The following is a 14,415-nucleotide window of genomic DNA, read 5'->3' on the forward strand; positions in this document are numbered from 1 at the left end:
CAGGCAAACTGCTGCACAAATCTGCGGTTGCTCGCTACGCTCGCACACTTTCCACCACCTTTGCGGCGGGCGTCCCTCTGGTACAGGCATTGGGTTCGGTGGCCGGCGCCGTCGGCAATGGCCCCTTCAAACAGGCAATCGAACGTATGCGCCACGATGTATCCACAGGCATGCAGCTGAATCAATCGATGCATAACAGCGGCCTGTTCCCAGGCATGGCGATCCAGATGACCGCAATCGGGGAGGAGTCCGGCACCCTGGACCGCATGCTGGAAAAAGTCGCGAACCACTACGAGTCAGACGTGGATACCTTGGTCGACAACCTCACCAGCCTGATGGAGCCGCTGATCATGGTCGTATTGGGAGGGGTTGTCGGCGCGCTGGTAGTCGCCATGTACCTGCCGGTGTTCCAATTGGGGACGGCGTTTTGAGCCTGCTGCTGAGCGAACATCCCTGGGCGTTTGTTGGCCTGGCGCTGGTGTTGGGCATGATCGTCGGCAGCTTCCTCAATGTGCTGGCGTGGCGCCTGCCCAAAATGCTCGAGCGGGAATGGCGTGCCCAGGCCCACGAGATTCTCGACTTGCCAGCCGAGCCCGGTGGGCCGACCTATAACCTGATGCACCCGAACTCCTGCTGCCCGTACTGCAATCAACCGATTCGGCCTTGGGAAAATATCCCGGTGCTCAGCTACCTGCTGCTCCGGGGGCGTTGTGCCCACTGCCGCGAGCCCATCGGCCTGCGTTACCCCCTCACCGAACTCGCGTGCGCGCTGATCTCAACCGCTGTCGCCTGGCACTTCGGCTTCGGCTGGCAAGCCGGCGCGGTGATGCTGTTGAGTTGGGGCTTGCTGGGCATGAGCCTGATTGATCTGGATCACCACCTGCTGCCGGATGTGCTGGTGCTGCCGCTGCTATGGCTGGGGCTGATCCTCAACAGTGCTGACCTGCTGGCGCCACTGCCCGATGCACTGTGGGGCGCGGTCATCGGCTACATGAGCTTGTGGTGCCTGTTCTGGCTGTTCAAGCTGGCCACCGGCAAAGACGGCATGGGCCATGGCGACTTCAAGTTGTTGGCCTTGCTGGGAGCCTGGGGCGGCTGGCAGATTCTGCCGATGACCCTGCTGATGGCCTCGCTGCTGGGCGTATTTGCCGGGCTGATCCTGCTGCGTTTGCGTAAGGCCCAGGTGTCAGCGCCAATGCCGTTTGGCCCCTGCCTGGCAATTGCCGGCTGGATTGCATTGCTCTGGGGTGGTCAAATAACCGACTTCTATTTGCAGTCTGTCGGTTTCAGATGACCACTTCTGTTGCAACACCCTGGATTCTTGGGCTCACGGGCGGCATTGGCAGCGGCAAAAGCGCTGCGGCCGAGCACTTTATCAAGCTGGGCATCGACCTGGTGGATGCCGATCATGCCGCGCGCTGGGTGGTCGAGCCTGGCCGCCCTGCCCTGGCACGCATCGCCGAACATTTCGGCGCCAGCGTGCTGCAACCCGACGGCCAGCTGGACCGTGCCGCGCTGCGCAAACTGATCTTTGAGATCCCAAAAGAGCGTCTGTGGCTGGAAGCCTTGCTGCACCCGCTGATCGCCGAGGAAATTCGCAGCCACCTGGCACGCGCCCAATCGCCCTACGCGATCCTGGTGTCGCCGCTGCTGATCGAGTCCGGACAGTACAGCATGACCCAGCGCATCCTGGTGATCGACGTGCCGCAATCGCTGCAGATTCAGCGTACCCTGCAGCGCGACGGCATCAGCGAACAACAGGTGCAGGCGATTCTCAAGGCCCAGTCCAGCCGCGAAGACCGCCTGAACCATGCCGATGACGTGCTGGTCAACGATAAGGACCTCGCCTGGCTGCACGGCGAGGTCGAGCGACTGCACCACTTTTACCTTACTTTGCGTGGAGGCCGATCATGAGCCAACCCTTGACCGTCGACTGCCCAACCTGCGGTGCACCCGTGGAATGGAAAGCGACCAACCTCAACCGACCGTTCTGCTCGGACCGTTGCAAGCTTATCGACCTGGGCGCCTGGGCCGCTGAAGAACACAAGATTCCCGTGGCCCCTGACGCCGAAGATGAACTGTTTTCCGAAGACCTGCCGCCGCGCCACTAAGGCCGCATAAAGGCATATTCCTGCTGGTCGTCGAGGTTTTCTGCAAGGTATTGCAACTCGTCGGCCAGGTCTTCAAAACTGCGTACCCCCTTGCTTTGCTGCACCACCGCACTGAGCATGGCGCGCAAGGTCAAGCCGGGGTCAAAACCGATTTCCTGCGCTGCATCCTGGCTTCTGCGCAACTCCTGCCGTGCCCACTCGTACACACTCATGATCCGTGCTCCTGAAAATTTTGCAGAGCATGGACCCGCGCCGCTGCCTGGCGTTTGACCTGGATCAACGCCGCGAGTCGTCGTCCTTCCACGGCGCCGAGAGGTAGCGGGTACGGTTGAACGTCTCCAGCCATTCCGGGCAAAACACCACCAGCGCGCTGATGACCATGCCGTTGATGAAGGCTTCGGGAAAGATGATCAGCCATAGGTAACCGACAAAATCTTCCAACCACTCAGGCATCGCAAAAAGACCGTCCAACCACAACAGGCCCAGGCCGGCCAACAGGCACAGCAATGCCGACAGTGCGGCAGCAAAAAAGCCCGAACAGAAGATATACACAAAGGGGTTTCTCGGCTGCGCCCGTTCTACCAGCAGCGCGCACCCTTCGGTGACCAGCACTGGCAGCACGATCAGCAGCAGGCCATTGATGCCAAGCGCGGCCAGGTCCTGGCGCCCCAGCAACATCAAGCCAAGCTGGGCGGCAAAGCCTCCGACGATTGCCAGCGGCCAATCCAGCAGCAAGGTCACGGCGGTCATGCCGATAAAGTGGTAGGACACGCCGGTATCGAAATCCCGTCGCACCAGCCACAGCATGAACAGCGCGAACACCGTACCGAACAGCAAATGCTGGCGCCGACGGTCGGCAAACAGCTCCACCCATGGCGAGCGCAGAGTCGCCCACATCACCACGGGCGCATATACCAGCCAGCCGAAGCCGAGAGTCTGGGGTGCCAGAACCGCTGCACTGATCACGGATGCTCTGCCTTTACCAAAAACCTCATCACACACCTCGTCCCTGGGCCTGTTTCACGCAAGCATTCTACACCCGGGTTTTAAGGCAAGACTTCCTGTGGTCATCATTTGAACGCTAAGCTGCGACTATGGATGACTCAGATTATTTGCGCCTGCTCACCGTAGCAGCCGAACAAGCCAATGCGTTTCTGTCCAATGCCCGCAAGTGGGAGCGTGAGCGTTGGGTCTGCCAGCGCCTGTTGCAAGGCTTGAATGTGCCCTACCGTGTCGAAGAATTCCACGCAGCGGGCCAGGAGCCGCCCGACGTGCTGTTTCGCGACGCCAGCTTCGAGGTCTTTTTTGTGTTGGATGAGGGCCGCCGCCTGAACGACGAGTGGCGCGATGAGTTACTGCGCAGGCGCAGTGCTTTCTCCTTGAGCCAACTGGTACGGCGCGAAGCCAAGCCACGGCGAATCCCCGCCCATGAATTCCTCCTGCGCCTGGCCCCCACACTGCGTAAAAAAGCCCACAACTATAAAGAGCGCGGGATGGACTTGGGGGAGTTGGACCTCATTGCGTTTACCAGCCTCAAGCGCGAAGTACTGGACCTCAACAGCCATTTTCCGCCGCCGACCGAATACCTGCGCCAGGGCTGGCGCTCGCTGTCACTGGTGGGTCCAACCTTCGCCCGCGTGTTGTTCGCGCACCCGGACGCACCGGATTTCTTGCGCAACAACCTGGGCCGCAGCATAGTGTTTGATGTCGGCATCAGCCTTTGATGCCCCTGGCTGTAACGTGGCGACCCTTTGCAACGTCTACCTGACGAGGCCTTTATGACCAGCCGCCTGAAACCCGATGACCAAGAGCGTGTCGAAGAGTACCTGCGACTTTCCCAGCACAGAGTCGAGCGCAAGCCTTTCCGGCCGTGTCTGCTCCTCTGCGTGGTGCTGGTCGTGGTAATCGGGCTCGGTGCGCTGAGCCGCCTATTGAGTTACCTGACGCTATGAGCCGCCTGGCGCTCGCGCGGGTAACTGCTCCGATTTCTTTTAGCCTTGCGAGATATCCCCATGACCCATCGTATTATTATCGTCGGCGGCGGTGCCGGCGGCCTGGAGTTGGCTACCCGCCTGGGTAAGACTCTGGGCAAGCGTGGCAAGGCCAGCATCACGCTGGTCGACACCAACCTGACCCACATCTGGAAGCCGTTACTGCACGAAGTCGCTGCCGGCTCGCTGAATTCCTCGGAAGACGAACTCAACTATGTCGCCCAAGCCAAATGGAACCACTTCGAGTTCCAGCTGGGCCGTATGAGCGGGCTTGATCGTGAGCAGAAGAAAATCCAGCTGGCCGCCACCCTCGACGAAGAAGGCCGCGAACTGGTGCCTGCCCGCGTGCTGGGCTATGACAGCCTGGTGATTGCGGTAGGCAGCACTACCAACGACTTCGGCACTGAGGGCGCAGCGCAACACTGCCTGTTCCTCGATACCCGCAAGCAGGCCGAGCGCTTCCATCAGCAACTGCTCAACCACTACCTGCGCGCCCATGCCGGGCAAACCGACGCCGTTGAACAGATCAGCGTCGCCATCGTGGGTGCCGGTGCCACCGGGGTCGAGCTGGCCGCCGAGCTGCATAACGCCGCCCATGAACTGGCCGCCTATGGCCTGGATCGTATCAAGCCGGAAAACATGCACATCACTCTGATCGAAGCCGGCCCGCGGGTATTGCCTGCACTGCCGGAGCGGATCGGTGGGCCAGTGCACAAGACCCTGGAAAAACTAGGGGTGACGGTACTGACCAACTCGGCGGTCAGTGAAGTAACTGCCGATGCCTTGATCACCAGCAGCGGCCAGGTGATTCCGGCCAGCCTCAAGGTCTGGGCGGCCGGTATCCGCGCACCCGGTTTCCTCAAGGACATCGACGGTCTGGAAACCAACCGCATCAACCAGCTGCAAGTCCTGCAAACTCTGCAAACCACCCGCGACGAAAATATCTTCGCCTTTGGTGATTGCGCCGCGTGCCCGCAACCGGGCACCGACCGCAATGTGCCGCCACGGGCCCAAGCGGCTCACCAACAGGCGTCGTTGCTGGCCAAATCGCTCAAGCTGAGGATTGAAGGCAAGGAGCTGCCGACCTACACGTACACCGACTACGGCTCGCTGATCTCGCTGTCGCGCTTTTCCGCGGTGGGTAACCTGATGGGCAATTTGACGGGCAGTGTGATGCTGGAAGGCTGGCTGGCGCGGATGTTCTACGTGTCGCTGTACCGCATGCACCAGATGGCGCTGTATGGGTTCTTCCGCACGGCGATGCTGATGCTGGGCAGCAAGATCGGCCGCGGCACCGAGCCACGCCTTAAATTGCATTAACAACCTGGTCTCGAAGGAGGCCTGGCAAATGTGGGAGCGGGCTTGCTCCCACATTTGTTTTGCGGAGAATTCAGGATTCGCGCGCACAAAAAAAATCCCCGTATCTTTCGATACGAGGATTTTTAATATGGTCGGGGTAGGGGGATTCGAACTCCCGACATCCTGCTCCCAAAGCAGGCGCGCTACCGGACTGCGCTATACCCCGGTAATAAAAAGGCGACCTTTCAGTCGCCTTCTTCGATCAGCGCTTTTGGCCTCTGATCTTAAGATTCGATTCCAGCGTTAACTGGTCTCAAAAATGGTGGGTCGTGTGGGATTCGAACCTACGACCAATTGGTTAAAAGCCAACTGCTCTACCAACTGAGCTAACGACCCAAATATGGTCGGGGTAGGGGGATTCGAACTCCCGACATCCTGCTCCCAAAGCAGGCGCGCTACCGGACTGCGCTATACCCCGGTTTGAAATTGGCTCCGTGACCAGGACTCGAACCTGGGACCCAATGATTAACAGTCATTTGCTCTACCGACTGAGCTATCACGGAACTACATATTTCAAAGTTACTGCTGTGTTGCTTCCTCTTCGACCCTGTCCGTATCGCTACGTTAGCGTCTCTGAGGCGCGCTATTCTACAATCTTAAAAACCCCTGTCAACCCTTTAAATTGCTTTTAAGACAATGATTTGCGCTTCTTTCTGATTTCTTCTTGGGGAGAAGAAACCCGTGGGCTGACGTTGCTGCGGGGCGCACTTTACAAGCCTTTGCCTTACAGTTCAACGCCCTATCGAAAAAAAAGGCCCCGCAATGCGGGGCCTTCTATGGTTGCGCCAAGCGCAGGGCTTAATGGAAGACGATTTCGTCGTCTTTCACCGTCGCCGTGACGCGGGTGCCAGGCATAAAGCTGCCCGACAGAATCAGCTGCGCCAGTGGGTTCTCGATCCAGCGCTGGATCGCACGTTTGAGTGGCCGTGCGCCATACACCGGGTCGTAACCGACCGCGATCAGCTTGTCCAACGCTTCGCCGCTCAGCTCAAGGTCCAGCTCGCGCTCAGCCAGACGGCTACGCAGGCGGCCCAACTGGATCTCGGTGATGCCCGCGATCTGATCCCGCGCCAGAGGCTCGAAGATCACCACTTCATCGACCCGGTTGATGAATTCCGGACGGAAGTGCGTGGTCAACGCGTCCATCACCGCCGCACGCTGAGCTTCACGATCACCCACCAATTCCTGGATCTGTGCCGAGCCCAGGTTGGAAGTCATCACGATCACCGTATTGCGGAAGTCCACCGTACGCCCGTGGCTGTCCGTCAAGCGACCATCCTCCAGCACCTGCAGCAAGATGTTGAACACATCCGGGTGCGCCTTCTCGACCTCATCCAGCAGGATCACCGAGTAAGGCTTGCGCCGCACGGCTTCGGTCAGATAACCGCCCTCTTCATAGCCTACATAGCCTGGCGGTGCACCGATAAGGCGAGCCACCGAGTGTTTCTCCATGAATTCGGACATATCGATCCGCACCATGGCCTCTTCAGTATCAAAGAGGAACTCGGCCAGGGCCTTGCACAACTCGGTCTTACCCACACCGGTTGGGCCGAGGAACATGAACGAGCCGCTTGGACGGTTCGGGTCGGACAAACCTGCCCGGGAACGCCGTACCGCGTTGGACACCGCCACCACTGCCTCTTCCTGGCCGATGACGCGCTGATGCAACAGGCTTTCCATCTTCAGCAACTTGTCGCGCTCGCCTTCGAGCATCTTCGACACAGGAATACCGGTCCACTTGGAGACCACTTCGGCAATTTCTTCCTCGGTCACCTTGCTGCGCAGCAACTGGTTCTCAGGCTTGCCGTGCTGATCGACCATCTGCAGGCTGCGCTCCAGGTCCGGGATCACCCCGTACTGCAACTCGGCCATGCGGTTCAGGTCGCCTTTACGGCGCGCCGCTTCCAGTTCCTGACGGGACTGCTCGATCTTTTGCTGGATCTGCGCCGAACCCTGTACTTCGGCTTTTTCCGAGGTCCAGATTTCTTCGAGGTCCGAATACTCGCGTTCCAGGCGAACAATTTCTTCCTGGAGTTTTTCCAGGCGCTTCTTGGCCGCTTCGTCTTCTTCTTTCTTCAACGCCTGGGATTCGACTTTCAGTTGAATCAGGCGCCGATCCAGGCGATCCAGCACTTCCGGCTTGGAATCGATCTCCATACGGATGCGGCTTGCCGCTTCGTCGATCAGGTCGATAGCCTTGTCCGGCAACTGGCGATCGGTGATATAGCGGTGGCTCAATTTGGCCGCCGCAATGATCGCACCGTCGGTGATCGCCACCTTATGGTGGACCTCATAGCGCTCTTTCAGGCCACGCAGGATCGCGATGGTGTCTTCTTCGCTCGGTTCTTCCACCAGCACTTTCTGGAAGCGACGCTCAAGGGCTGCGTCCTTTTCGATGTACTGACGGTATTCGTTGAGCGTAGTAGCGCCGACGCAGTGCAACTCACCGCGCGCCAAGGCGGGCTTGAGCATGTTGCCGGCGTCCATGGAGCCTTCGCCTTTACCGGCACCGACCATGGTGTGCAATTCGTCGATAAACAGAATGATCTGCCCTTCCTGCTTCGACAATTCGTTAAGCAAGGATTTGAGGCGCTCTTCGAACTCACCCCGGAACTTGGCACCGGCAATCAGCGAGCCCATATCCAGAGACAGCAGGCGCTTGCCTTTGAGGCCGTCTGGCACTTCACCATTAATGATGCGCTGGGCCAGGCCCTCGGCAATCGCGGTTTTACCCACGCCAGGTTCACCGATCAACACCGGGTTGTTCTTGGTGCGACGTTGCAACACCTGGATGGTGCGACGAATCTCGTCGTCACGGCCGATCACCGGGTCCAGCTTGCCTTCTTCGGCACGCTTGGTCAGGTCGACGGTGTATTTGTCCAAGGCCTGGCGCGACTCCTCATGGTTAGGGTCGTTCACCGCCTCGCCGCCACGCAGGTTGTTGATGGCGTTTTCCAGGGCTTTCTTGCTCACGCCCTGGCCCAGCAACAATTTGCCGAGCTTGCTGTTGTCGTCCATGGCGGCGAGCAGCACCAGTTCGCTGGAGATGAACTGGTCACCTTTCTGCTGGGCCAGGCGGTCGGCCTGGTTGAGCAGGCGCGCCAGATCCTGGGACATATTCACGTCACCGGTGGGATTCTGGATTTTCGGCAGTTGGTCGAGCTCTTTGCTCAACTCCTTGCGCAGGCTGTTAACGTCAAAGCCCACCTGCATCAGCAAGGGTTTGATAGAACCACCTTGCTGTTCCAGGAGTGCCTGCATCAAGTGCGCAGGCTCAATGGCCGGGTGGTCGAGGCCCACCGCCAAGGATTGAGAGTCGGACAAGGCCAACTGTAATTTGCTGGTTAAACGATCAATACGCATTAGTCACCTTCCTTTTGAGCAGGCCGGAGCTATGAACAAACACATCCTGAATGAAGAAACCTGCCAGATACCCTTATAGATGGGGTGGATTCTGGGCGTTTCAAGCGGCGGACGGTTGATACAGGTCAGGACAGTCTAGCGTTCAAGCCAGATAAGGGAGGCGAATCGGCCCGTACGCGGGCTGCGGCGATAAGAAAAGAAACGCGGGTCGGTCACAGTGCACAAACCGCCACCATACACAGCGGAAACACCGCGCACTCCCAGACGCAGACGCGCCAGCTGGTAGATGTCGGCCATGAACTTGCCAGCGTTGTGGCTGGGAACAAAGGCTTCAGCGGTGGCCGGCAGTTGCTGCATGAACACTTCACGCACCTCCGGGCCAACTTCGAAGGCTTGCGGGCCAATGGCAGGGCCGAGCCAGACCAGAACGTCTGCGGGAGCGCTATCCAGGCTTTCGAACGCGGCCTCCAGCACCCCAGCGGCCAAGCCACGCCAACCGGCATGGGCTGCAGCAACGCGGGTGCCCGCTCGATTACAGAACAGCGCAGGCAGGCAATCGGCGGTCATGGATGTGCAGGCGATGCCAGCGGTGCTGGTCCAACTGCCGTCTGCCTCGACAGTACGGCCCGGATCGGCCTCAACCACCTGAGTGCCATGGACTTGACGCAACCAGGCAGGCTGGATATCGAAGGCGTCACTCAGGCGACGACGATTTTCAAGGACGGCCTCAAGGCTGTCCTCGACATGATCGCCCAGGTTGAGGCTGTCGAACGGCGCCAAGCTGACGCCGCCCGCACGGGTGGTGACGCAGGCTTTTACCCGGGCCGGCGCGGGCCAGTCAGGTATCAGCCAGTCATTCATCCGACAAACGCCTCGCGATCCTGCTTGAGAAGCGAAAGCAGCCAGACCAGATCGTCTGGAAGTGGCGATTCCCAGCTCATGCGCTTACCGCTCGTCGGATGATCCAGTTCCAGGAAGCGTGCATGCAGTGCCTGGCGCGGGAACGTCTTGAGCGACTCAACCATGGTCTGGCTGGCCGCCGGCGGAATACGGAAGCGGCCACCGTAGGCTGGGTCGCCGACCAACGGAAAGTTGATGTGCGCCATGTGCACGCGAATCTGGTGGGTACGCCCGGTTTCCAGCTTGACCCGCACATGGGTGTGGGAGCGGAAACGCTCCAGCACACGGTAGTGGCTGACGGCCTGCTTGCCGCCCTCCATCACCGCCATACGCTGGCGCTGCTGGCCGTGACGACCAATGGGCGCGTTGATTTTGCCACCGGCCACAACGACGCCGATCACAATGCACTCATAGATGCGGCTGACGCTACGGCTCTGCAATTGCGTAACCAGTTGCGTCTGCGCCTGAATGGTCTTGGCTACCACCATAAGGCCGGTGGTGTCCTTGTCCAGACGGTGCACGATGCCGCAGCGCGGCACATTGATGATGTCCGGCACGTGGTGCAACAGGGCATTGAGCAAGGTGCCATCAGCGTGCCCGGCGGCCGGGTGAACCACCAGGCCCGCGGGTTTGTTGATGACCAGGATGTCATCGTCTTCATAGACGATATCCAGCTCGATGTCCTGGGCAACCCATTCTCCCTGGGCTTCCTGCTCGGCAGTCAGCTCAAGAATCGCACCGCCATGGACTATGTCTCGCGGGCGGATAACCGCTCCATCCACAGTCAGGCGGCCGTCTTTGATCCAGGCGGAAAGGCGCGAGCGCGAGTGCTCAGCGAATAATTGTGCGGCGACTTGATCGAGGCGTTGGCCGCCCAATTCGGACGGCACCTCTGCGCGAAGTTCAATTTTATCGGACATGCTCAGACTAGGCGTGGCGTAGCCTTTGGTTTCGGCTGCGCGCTTGTGGTTAAATACGGCGTCTTTTGCCCCGAGGCTTTCAACGGGGCGCTCATCATAACAGGACGGCCCCGCCCAAGACAGCGGCCGTCATAGGGACGCAAGCCGCCATGCAAGTGAAACACCTGCTGCTGATCGCCATCCTCGCCATGACTGCTGCTTGCTCGTCAACAAAGGACGTCGTCGACGAAAACCTGAGCGAAGTCGAGCTGTACCAGCAAGCTCAGACAGACTTGGACAATAATAGCTTCACCAGCGCCACAGCGAAGCTGAAGGCATTGGAGTCGCGTTACCCGTTCGGCCGCTATGCCGACCAGGCCCAGCTTGAGCTGATCTACGCCAACTACAAGAACGCCGAGCCGGAAGCTGCCAAATCCGCTGCCGAGCGTTTCATCCGCCTGCACCCGCAGCACCCGAACGTGGACTACGCCTACTACATGAAGGGCCTGACCTCGTTCGACCAGGATGTTGGCCTGCTGGCGCGCTTCCTGCCGCTGGACATGACCAAGCGCGACCCGGGTGCTGCCCGCGACTCCTATAACGAGTTCGCCCAGCTGACCAGCCGCTACCCCAACAGCCGCTATGCGCCGGACGCCAAGCAGCGCATGATCTACCTGCGCAACCTGCTGGCTTCGTACGAGATCCACGTGGCCCACTACTACCTGACCCGTCAGGCTTATGTGGCCGCAGCCAACCGTGGCCGCTACGTGGTGGAAAACTTCCAGGAAACCCCGTCCGTGGGTGACGGCCTGGCCGTGATGACCGAGGCTTACCAGCGTCTGCACCTGGACACCCTCGCGACTACCAGCCTGGAAACCCTGAAGCTCAACTACCCTGACCACCCTAGCCTGAAAGACGGCCAGTTCGTGCCTCAGGTTGACGAAGCGGACAACCGTTCGTGGCTGAGCAAGTACACCCTGGGCCTGATCGAGTCCCGTCCACCGCTGCCGCCGGGTGAAACCCGCGCCAACCAGGACGTGATCAAGCAGTACCAGGACGCCAAGGACGCCATTCCTTCGGAGCTCAAGCCGCACGACGAGAACGGCGATGTGATCGAAGAAGAAGAGCCGCAAGCCCTGGGCGACAACCAGGACCGTTCGTGGTTCAGCTACATGACCTTCGGTGTGTTCGACTGATTGTTCGACGCAACGCAAAAGGGAGCTCTGAAGGAGCTCCCTTTTTTATGAGCCAGTATTTATTGCCCTGTGCGCCCGTGACCACCTTGGCTAAACTGGCGCATTCCTTTGCGAGAAACTGCCCATCATGCTTCGTCTACTGTTCTGGATTGCCGTCATTGCTGCCGCGGTATGGTTCTGGCGCAAATTCAAAAACCCTGCCTCCCGTCAGCAACGGCCTGCCGAGCCGGATGCAGCCCTGATGGTGCGTTGCGCTCACTGTGGCGTGCACCTGCCGCAGGACCGCGCACTGAGCTCACGTCAGGAATGGTACTGCACCCAGGCGCACCTGGAACAAGGGCCAAAGTCTATCCAGCGTTGAGGCGACCTGCGGGGGCGTAAGGCGCTGGATCGATGATCGGAGCCCGCGCCAGCAGCAAATCGGTGAACAACTGGCAAGATGCCGGTGCGAGTACCAGACCATTGCGGTAATGCCCACAATTGAGCCACAGCCCCCTGAAGCCAGGGACCTCACCGATAAACGGTATACCTTCGGGTGATCCAGGCCGCAAACCGGCCCAATGCCCGACCACTTCGGCGTCCGTCAAGGCGGGAATCAGTTCCTGCGCAGATGCCTTGAGGCTTTCAAGCGCGGTGTCGGTCGGCGTCTTGTCGAATCCCTCATACTCCAACGTGCTGCCGATCAGGATGTGCCCATCCCGCCGCGGGATCGCATAACGCCCCTTGGCCAGGACCATGCTGGATAAAAAATCGGACGCGCATTTGTACAGGATCATCTGGCCTTTAACCGGCTCCACGGGTAGCCCCAAGCCCAGCGTATCCAGCAGTTGCCCGCTCCAGGCGCCGGCCGCGAGCACCACGTGATCCCCCAAAACGTGGCCCGTAGCGGTATTCACACCCACCACCCTGCCGCCGCCGAGTACAAAGCCCGACACATCGCATTGCTCGCGAATCGTCACGTTCGGCAACGCCAGCAGCGCCGCCTTCAATGATTTGACCAGGCGCGGGTTGCGAATATTGGCCACGTTGGCCATGTAGATCGCCTGGGAGTAGCCGCCCCCCAGCACCGGCACCGCGTCATGGGCCGCCGATACATCCACCTTGCTCAACGGTCGCCCTTCACGGGCAGCCCAGGCCAGTGCTTGCGCTTCGTCATCCAGGTCGAGCCAATACAAACCCGTGGTATGTACCTCCGGATCGACGCCGGTAGCAGCAAATAGCCGTTGCGCCAGTTGAGGGTAAAAATCCTGGGACCAATGGGCCAAGGCAGTGACCGCCTGGCTATAGCGCCACGGGTACAACGGCGAGACAATCCCACCGCCCGCCCAGGAAGCCTCTTGCCCAAGCCCACCGCGCTCCAGCAGCGTGACCGCCTGGCCCTCACTGGCGAGGTTGTACGCCGTCAACAGACCGATTACTCCGCCGCCGACAATCACTACTTGCTGTTGCTTAGCCATCATTTGATCCAGCCGATAAACAGGGAAAGGCGCGCCCGGCGCCCACGCTTCAAGTACGCTCATCCTTGCCCCCAGCAGACCTTGGGCGACATTTCAGGCCCTGCTCCCGGGTTGCCGCGCATACCGGTGCTGGTCAAGCTGAATGCTGCGCACTCGTCGTTCGCCATGACCGAGTCCGCAGCGGGTGTGGCGAGCAGGTCAAAATCCTGAGGGTTGAGGACGGCACTGATTCTATAATGATCATTGCCCGCGCTGACGTCGCCTGCATCAATAAAAGTGCCATTCCTCGTATAAGAACGCTCCAGTTGCTGGGCCTGTTCGCTCAACAACGCGACGATCTGCGCCCGATACGCCTTCTTCACCTGGCTGAGGTACCCGGGATACGCAATCCCGGCCAGCAACGCGATGATCGCCACGACGATCAGTAACTCAATCAGGGTAAAACCCTGGCTCTCCTTGCCCATCCGATTGCTCCTTATTGAAGTTGCCGCCATAAGACCCGTCGAAACCTGACGCGGCCGCCCTCCTCTACACGGGCATAGACCGTCTCCAGCACCGTGCGCGATTGCCCCGCGAGACCGACCGAAGTGACTCGAAAAAGCGTGGCCAGGGAATGGGACGGCAAATGAGCCAGCCCTTCACCCTCGCCGAGGGATTGAATGCCATAAAACCCATTCTTCAAGGCAAGCCAGGTGATCGCCGAGACAGGGTTCGTCCCGGCCGCCGTCAAGGAAAACGCTTCAGCAGGCGGCGCACAACGGGTGATCGAGTGGCAGACAGGCATCGCCTGGCCAACCTTTTGCACGGCCGATTCCCCCAACCTCAGGCCGCTTTCGGCAGATTGAAACGATTGATTGCGATGCCAGAGGCTGCTCGCGACTTTTTGCTGGGAGACCGCAGCCTGTATCGAGGACAGCCCCACCTGCGACAGCACCAACAGGAACACCAGACTGATCAGCAGCACCGTCCCGGCCTGCCGCATTTGGATACCGCCCTGCATGGTCATTGCCCCTACCCCAGCCGATTTCGCAGTGCCGCCACGACACTGTAGGTCTGGTCCTTCACCCGCCCAGAGGGATCTTGAAGGGTCATGAGAATGCGCACGCTGCGTATCAGCGACTCATCGGCCGGATGGCTGT

General features: G+C 59.9%; 17 protein-coding genes, 4 tRNA genes and 1 pseudogene. 9 read left to right on the forward strand and 13 right to left on the reverse strand.

Annotated features, from left to right (window positions below):
• From APH41_RS13165 to yacG, 4 genes are all read left to right on the forward strand, one after another.
• Positions 1-431, forward strand: a 431-nt coding sequence (locus APH41_RS13165; RefSeq protein WP_177333566.1) for a type II secretion system F family protein, incomplete at its 5' end; no start/stop codon positions are given.
• A complete protein-coding gene (locus APH41_RS13170) occupies positions 428-1,294 on the forward strand; it encodes an A24 family peptidase (protein WP_054919394.1) in 867 nt (288 codons plus the stop codon). The genes APH41_RS13165 and APH41_RS13170, both read left to right, overlap by 4 nt.
• A complete protein-coding gene (gene coaE / locus APH41_RS13175) occupies positions 1,291-1,914 on the forward strand; it encodes a dephospho-CoA kinase (protein ID WP_054919397.1) in 624 nt (207 codons plus the stop codon). Before APH41_RS13170 ends, coaE begins: the two co-directional genes overlap by 4 nt.
• Complete coding sequence (yacG, locus tag APH41_RS13180; protein WP_003188437.1) at positions 1,911-2,111, forward strand: DNA gyrase inhibitor YacG; 201 nt, start codon at positions 1,911-1,913, stop codon at positions 2,109-2,111. The genes coaE and yacG overlap by 4 nt, the downstream gene beginning before the upstream one ends.
• On the opposite strand, the gene APH41_RS13185 is transcribed toward yacG, so the two are convergent.
• Both APH41_RS13185 and APH41_RS13190 read right to left on the reverse strand, forming a co-directional pair.
• Positions 2,108-2,323, reverse strand: a complete 216-nt coding sequence (locus APH41_RS13185) for a hypothetical protein (protein ID WP_003171680.1) — start codon at positions 2,321-2,323, stop codon at positions 2,108-2,110. The two genes, yacG and APH41_RS13185, sit on opposite strands and share 4 nt — an antisense overlap.
• Positions 2,324-2,387: 64 nt before the next feature.
• Entirely contained in the window at positions 2,388-3,077 is a 690-nt protein-coding gene (locus tag APH41_RS13190; protein ID WP_054919398.1) for an energy-coupling factor ABC transporter permease, read from the reverse strand.
• A 128-nt stretch (positions 3,078-3,205) separates the two neighbouring features.
• On the opposite strand from APH41_RS13190, the gene APH41_RS13195 reads away from it, so the two are divergent.
• The 3 genes from APH41_RS13195 to APH41_RS13205 are packed head-to-tail and all read left to right on the forward strand — an operon-like array spanning position 3,206 to position 5,422.
• Complete coding sequence (locus APH41_RS13195) at positions 3,206-3,835, forward strand: DUF1780 domain-containing protein (RefSeq protein ID WP_003188431.1); 630 nt, start codon at positions 3,206-3,208, stop codon at positions 3,833-3,835.
• Between the two features lie 54 nt (positions 3,836-3,889).
• Complete coding sequence (locus APH41_RS13200; protein WP_054919401.1) at positions 3,890-4,063, forward strand: DUF3094 family protein; 174 nt, start codon at positions 3,890-3,892, stop codon at positions 4,061-4,063.
• Positions 4,064-4,123: 60 nt separating this feature from the next.
• Positions 4,124-5,422: an NAD(P)/FAD-dependent oxidoreductase gene (locus APH41_RS13205; protein WP_032903990.1), complete on the forward strand. Its 1,299-nt coding sequence runs from the start codon at positions 4,124-4,126 to the stop codon at positions 5,420-5,422.
• A gap of 128 nt (positions 5,423-5,550) precedes the next feature.
• Here APH41_RS13205 and APH41_RS13210 read toward each other — a convergent pair.
• The 7 genes from APH41_RS13210 to rluD all read right to left on the reverse strand — a co-directional run bounded on the left by APH41_RS13210 (position 5,551) and on the right by rluD (position 10,644).
• Positions 5,551-5,627 (reverse strand) — tRNA-Pro (locus APH41_RS13210).
• A 94-nt stretch (positions 5,628-5,721) separates the two neighbouring features.
• Positions 5,722-5,797: transfer RNA gene (locus APH41_RS13215), tRNA-Lys, on the reverse strand.
• A gap of 5 nt (positions 5,798-5,802) precedes the next feature.
• A tRNA-Pro gene (locus APH41_RS13220) sits at positions 5,803-5,879 on the reverse strand.
• Positions 5,880-5,888: 9 nt separating this feature from the next.
• Positions 5,889-5,964 (reverse strand) — tRNA-Asn (locus APH41_RS13225).
• A 295-nt stretch (positions 5,965-6,259) separates the two neighbouring features.
• The gene (gene clpB / locus APH41_RS13230) at positions 6,260-8,824 is read right to left on the reverse strand and encodes an ATP-dependent chaperone ClpB (protein ID WP_003188426.1); all 2,565 of its coding nucleotides are present in this window, start codon (positions 8,822-8,824) and stop codon (positions 6,260-6,262) included.
• A 135-nt stretch (positions 8,825-8,959) separates the two neighbouring features.
• The gene (gene pgeF, locus APH41_RS13235) at positions 8,960-9,685 is read right to left on the reverse strand and encodes a peptidoglycan editing factor PgeF (protein ID WP_034128049.1); all 726 of its coding nucleotides are present in this window, start codon (positions 9,683-9,685) and stop codon (positions 8,960-8,962) included.
• Entirely contained in the window at positions 9,682-10,644 is a 963-nt protein-coding gene (gene rluD / locus APH41_RS13240) for a 23S rRNA pseudouridine(1911/1915/1917) synthase RluD (protein ID WP_003188422.1), read from the reverse strand. Before rluD ends, pgeF begins: the two co-directional genes overlap by 4 nt.
• A gap of 149 nt (positions 10,645-10,793) precedes the next feature.
• Between rluD and APH41_RS13245 the strand changes: the two genes are divergently transcribed.
• Together APH41_RS13245 and APH41_RS13250 are read left to right on the forward strand one after the other, a co-directional pair.
• Complete coding sequence (locus APH41_RS13245) at positions 10,794-11,819, forward strand: outer membrane protein assembly factor BamD (protein WP_034128050.1); 1,026 nt, start codon at positions 10,794-10,796, stop codon at positions 11,817-11,819.
• 127 nt (positions 11,820-11,946) lie between these two features.
• Entirely contained in the window at positions 11,947-12,180 is a 234-nt protein-coding gene (locus APH41_RS13250; RefSeq protein WP_034128051.1) for a PP0621 family protein, read from the forward strand.
• Here APH41_RS13250 and thiO read toward each other — a convergent pair.
• The 4 genes and pseudogenes from thiO to APH41_RS29370 form a co-directional block, all read right to left on the reverse strand.
• On the reverse strand, positions 12,167-13,276 hold the full coding sequence (thiO, locus tag APH41_RS13255) for a glycine oxidase ThiO (protein ID WP_054896886.1): 1,110 nt from the start codon (positions 13,274-13,276) through the stop codon (positions 12,167-12,169). The genes APH41_RS13250 and thiO overlap by 14 nt on opposite strands.
• A gap of 59 nt (positions 13,277-13,335) precedes the next feature.
• Positions 13,336-13,740, reverse strand: a complete 405-nt coding sequence (locus APH41_RS13260; protein ID WP_034128053.1) for a type IV pilin protein — start codon at positions 13,738-13,740, stop codon at positions 13,336-13,338.
• Positions 13,741-13,751: 11 nt separating this feature from the next.
• Positions 13,752-14,282 carry a PilX N-terminal domain-containing pilus assembly protein gene (locus APH41_RS13265; protein ID WP_034128054.1) on the reverse strand — a complete coding sequence of 177 codons (531 nt, stop codon included), beginning with the start codon at positions 14,280-14,282 and terminating at the stop codon, positions 13,752-13,754.
• A gap of 5 nt (positions 14,283-14,287) precedes the next feature.
• Positions 14,288-14,415 (reverse strand): annotated as a pseudogene (locus APH41_RS29370) (pilus assembly protein PilW); the annotation flags it as partial.

Origin of the sequence: Pseudomonas sp. NBRC 111138 (assembly GCF_001320835.1) — a bacterium.
Taxonomy (GTDB): Bacteria; Pseudomonadota; Gammaproteobacteria; order Pseudomonadales; family Pseudomonadaceae; genus Aquipseudomonas; species Aquipseudomonas paracarnis.

Excerpts from the sequence above, each read along its gene's own strand:
- APH41_RS13250 (WP_034128051.1), top strand. The coding sequence starts at position 11,947 with ATGCTTCGTCTACTGTTCTGGATTGCCGTCATTGCTGCCGCGGTATGG.
- APH41_RS13195 (WP_003188431.1), top strand. The coding sequence starts at position 3,206 with ATGGATGACTCAGATTATTTGCGCCTGCTCACCGTAGCAGCCGAACAA.
- pgeF (WP_034128049.1), bottom strand. The coding sequence starts at position 9,685 with ATGAATGACTGGCTGATACCTGACTGGCCCGCGCCGGCCCGGGTAAAA.
- rluD (WP_003188422.1), bottom strand. The coding sequence starts at position 10,644 with ATGTCCGATAAAATTGAACTTCGCGCAGAGGTGCCGTCCGAATTGGGC.
- coaE (WP_054919397.1), top strand. The coding sequence starts at position 1,291 with ATGACCACTTCTGTTGCAACACCCTGGATTCTTGGGCTCACGGGCGGC.
- thiO (WP_054896886.1), bottom strand. The coding sequence starts at position 13,276 with ATGGCTAAGCAACAGCAAGTAGTGATTGTCGGCGGCGGAGTAATCGGT.
- yacG (WP_003188437.1), top strand. The coding sequence starts at position 1,911 with ATGAGCCAACCCTTGACCGTCGACTGCCCAACCTGCGGTGCACCCGTG.
- APH41_RS13245 (WP_034128050.1), top strand. The coding sequence starts at position 10,794 with ATGCAAGTGAAACACCTGCTGCTGATCGCCATCCTCGCCATGACTGCT.
- APH41_RS13205 (WP_032903990.1), top strand. The coding sequence starts at position 4,124 with ATGACCCATCGTATTATTATCGTCGGCGGCGGTGCCGGCGGCCTGGAG.
- APH41_RS13185 (WP_003171680.1), bottom strand. The coding sequence starts at position 2,323 with ATGAGTGTGTACGAGTGGGCACGGCAGGAGTTGCGCAGAAGCCAGGAT.
- APH41_RS13200 (WP_054919401.1), top strand. The coding sequence starts at position 3,890 with ATGACCAGCCGCCTGAAACCCGATGACCAAGAGCGTGTCGAAGAGTAC.
- APH41_RS13265 (WP_034128054.1), bottom strand. The coding sequence starts at position 14,282 with ATGACCATGCAGGGCGGTATCCAAATGCGGCAGGCCGGGACGGTGCTG.
- APH41_RS13260 (WP_034128053.1), bottom strand. The coding sequence starts at position 13,740 with ATGGGCAAGGAGAGCCAGGGTTTTACCCTGATTGAGTTACTGATCGTC.
- clpB (WP_003188426.1), bottom strand. The coding sequence starts at position 8,824 with ATGCGTATTGATCGTTTAACCAGCAAATTACAGTTGGCCTTGTCCGAC.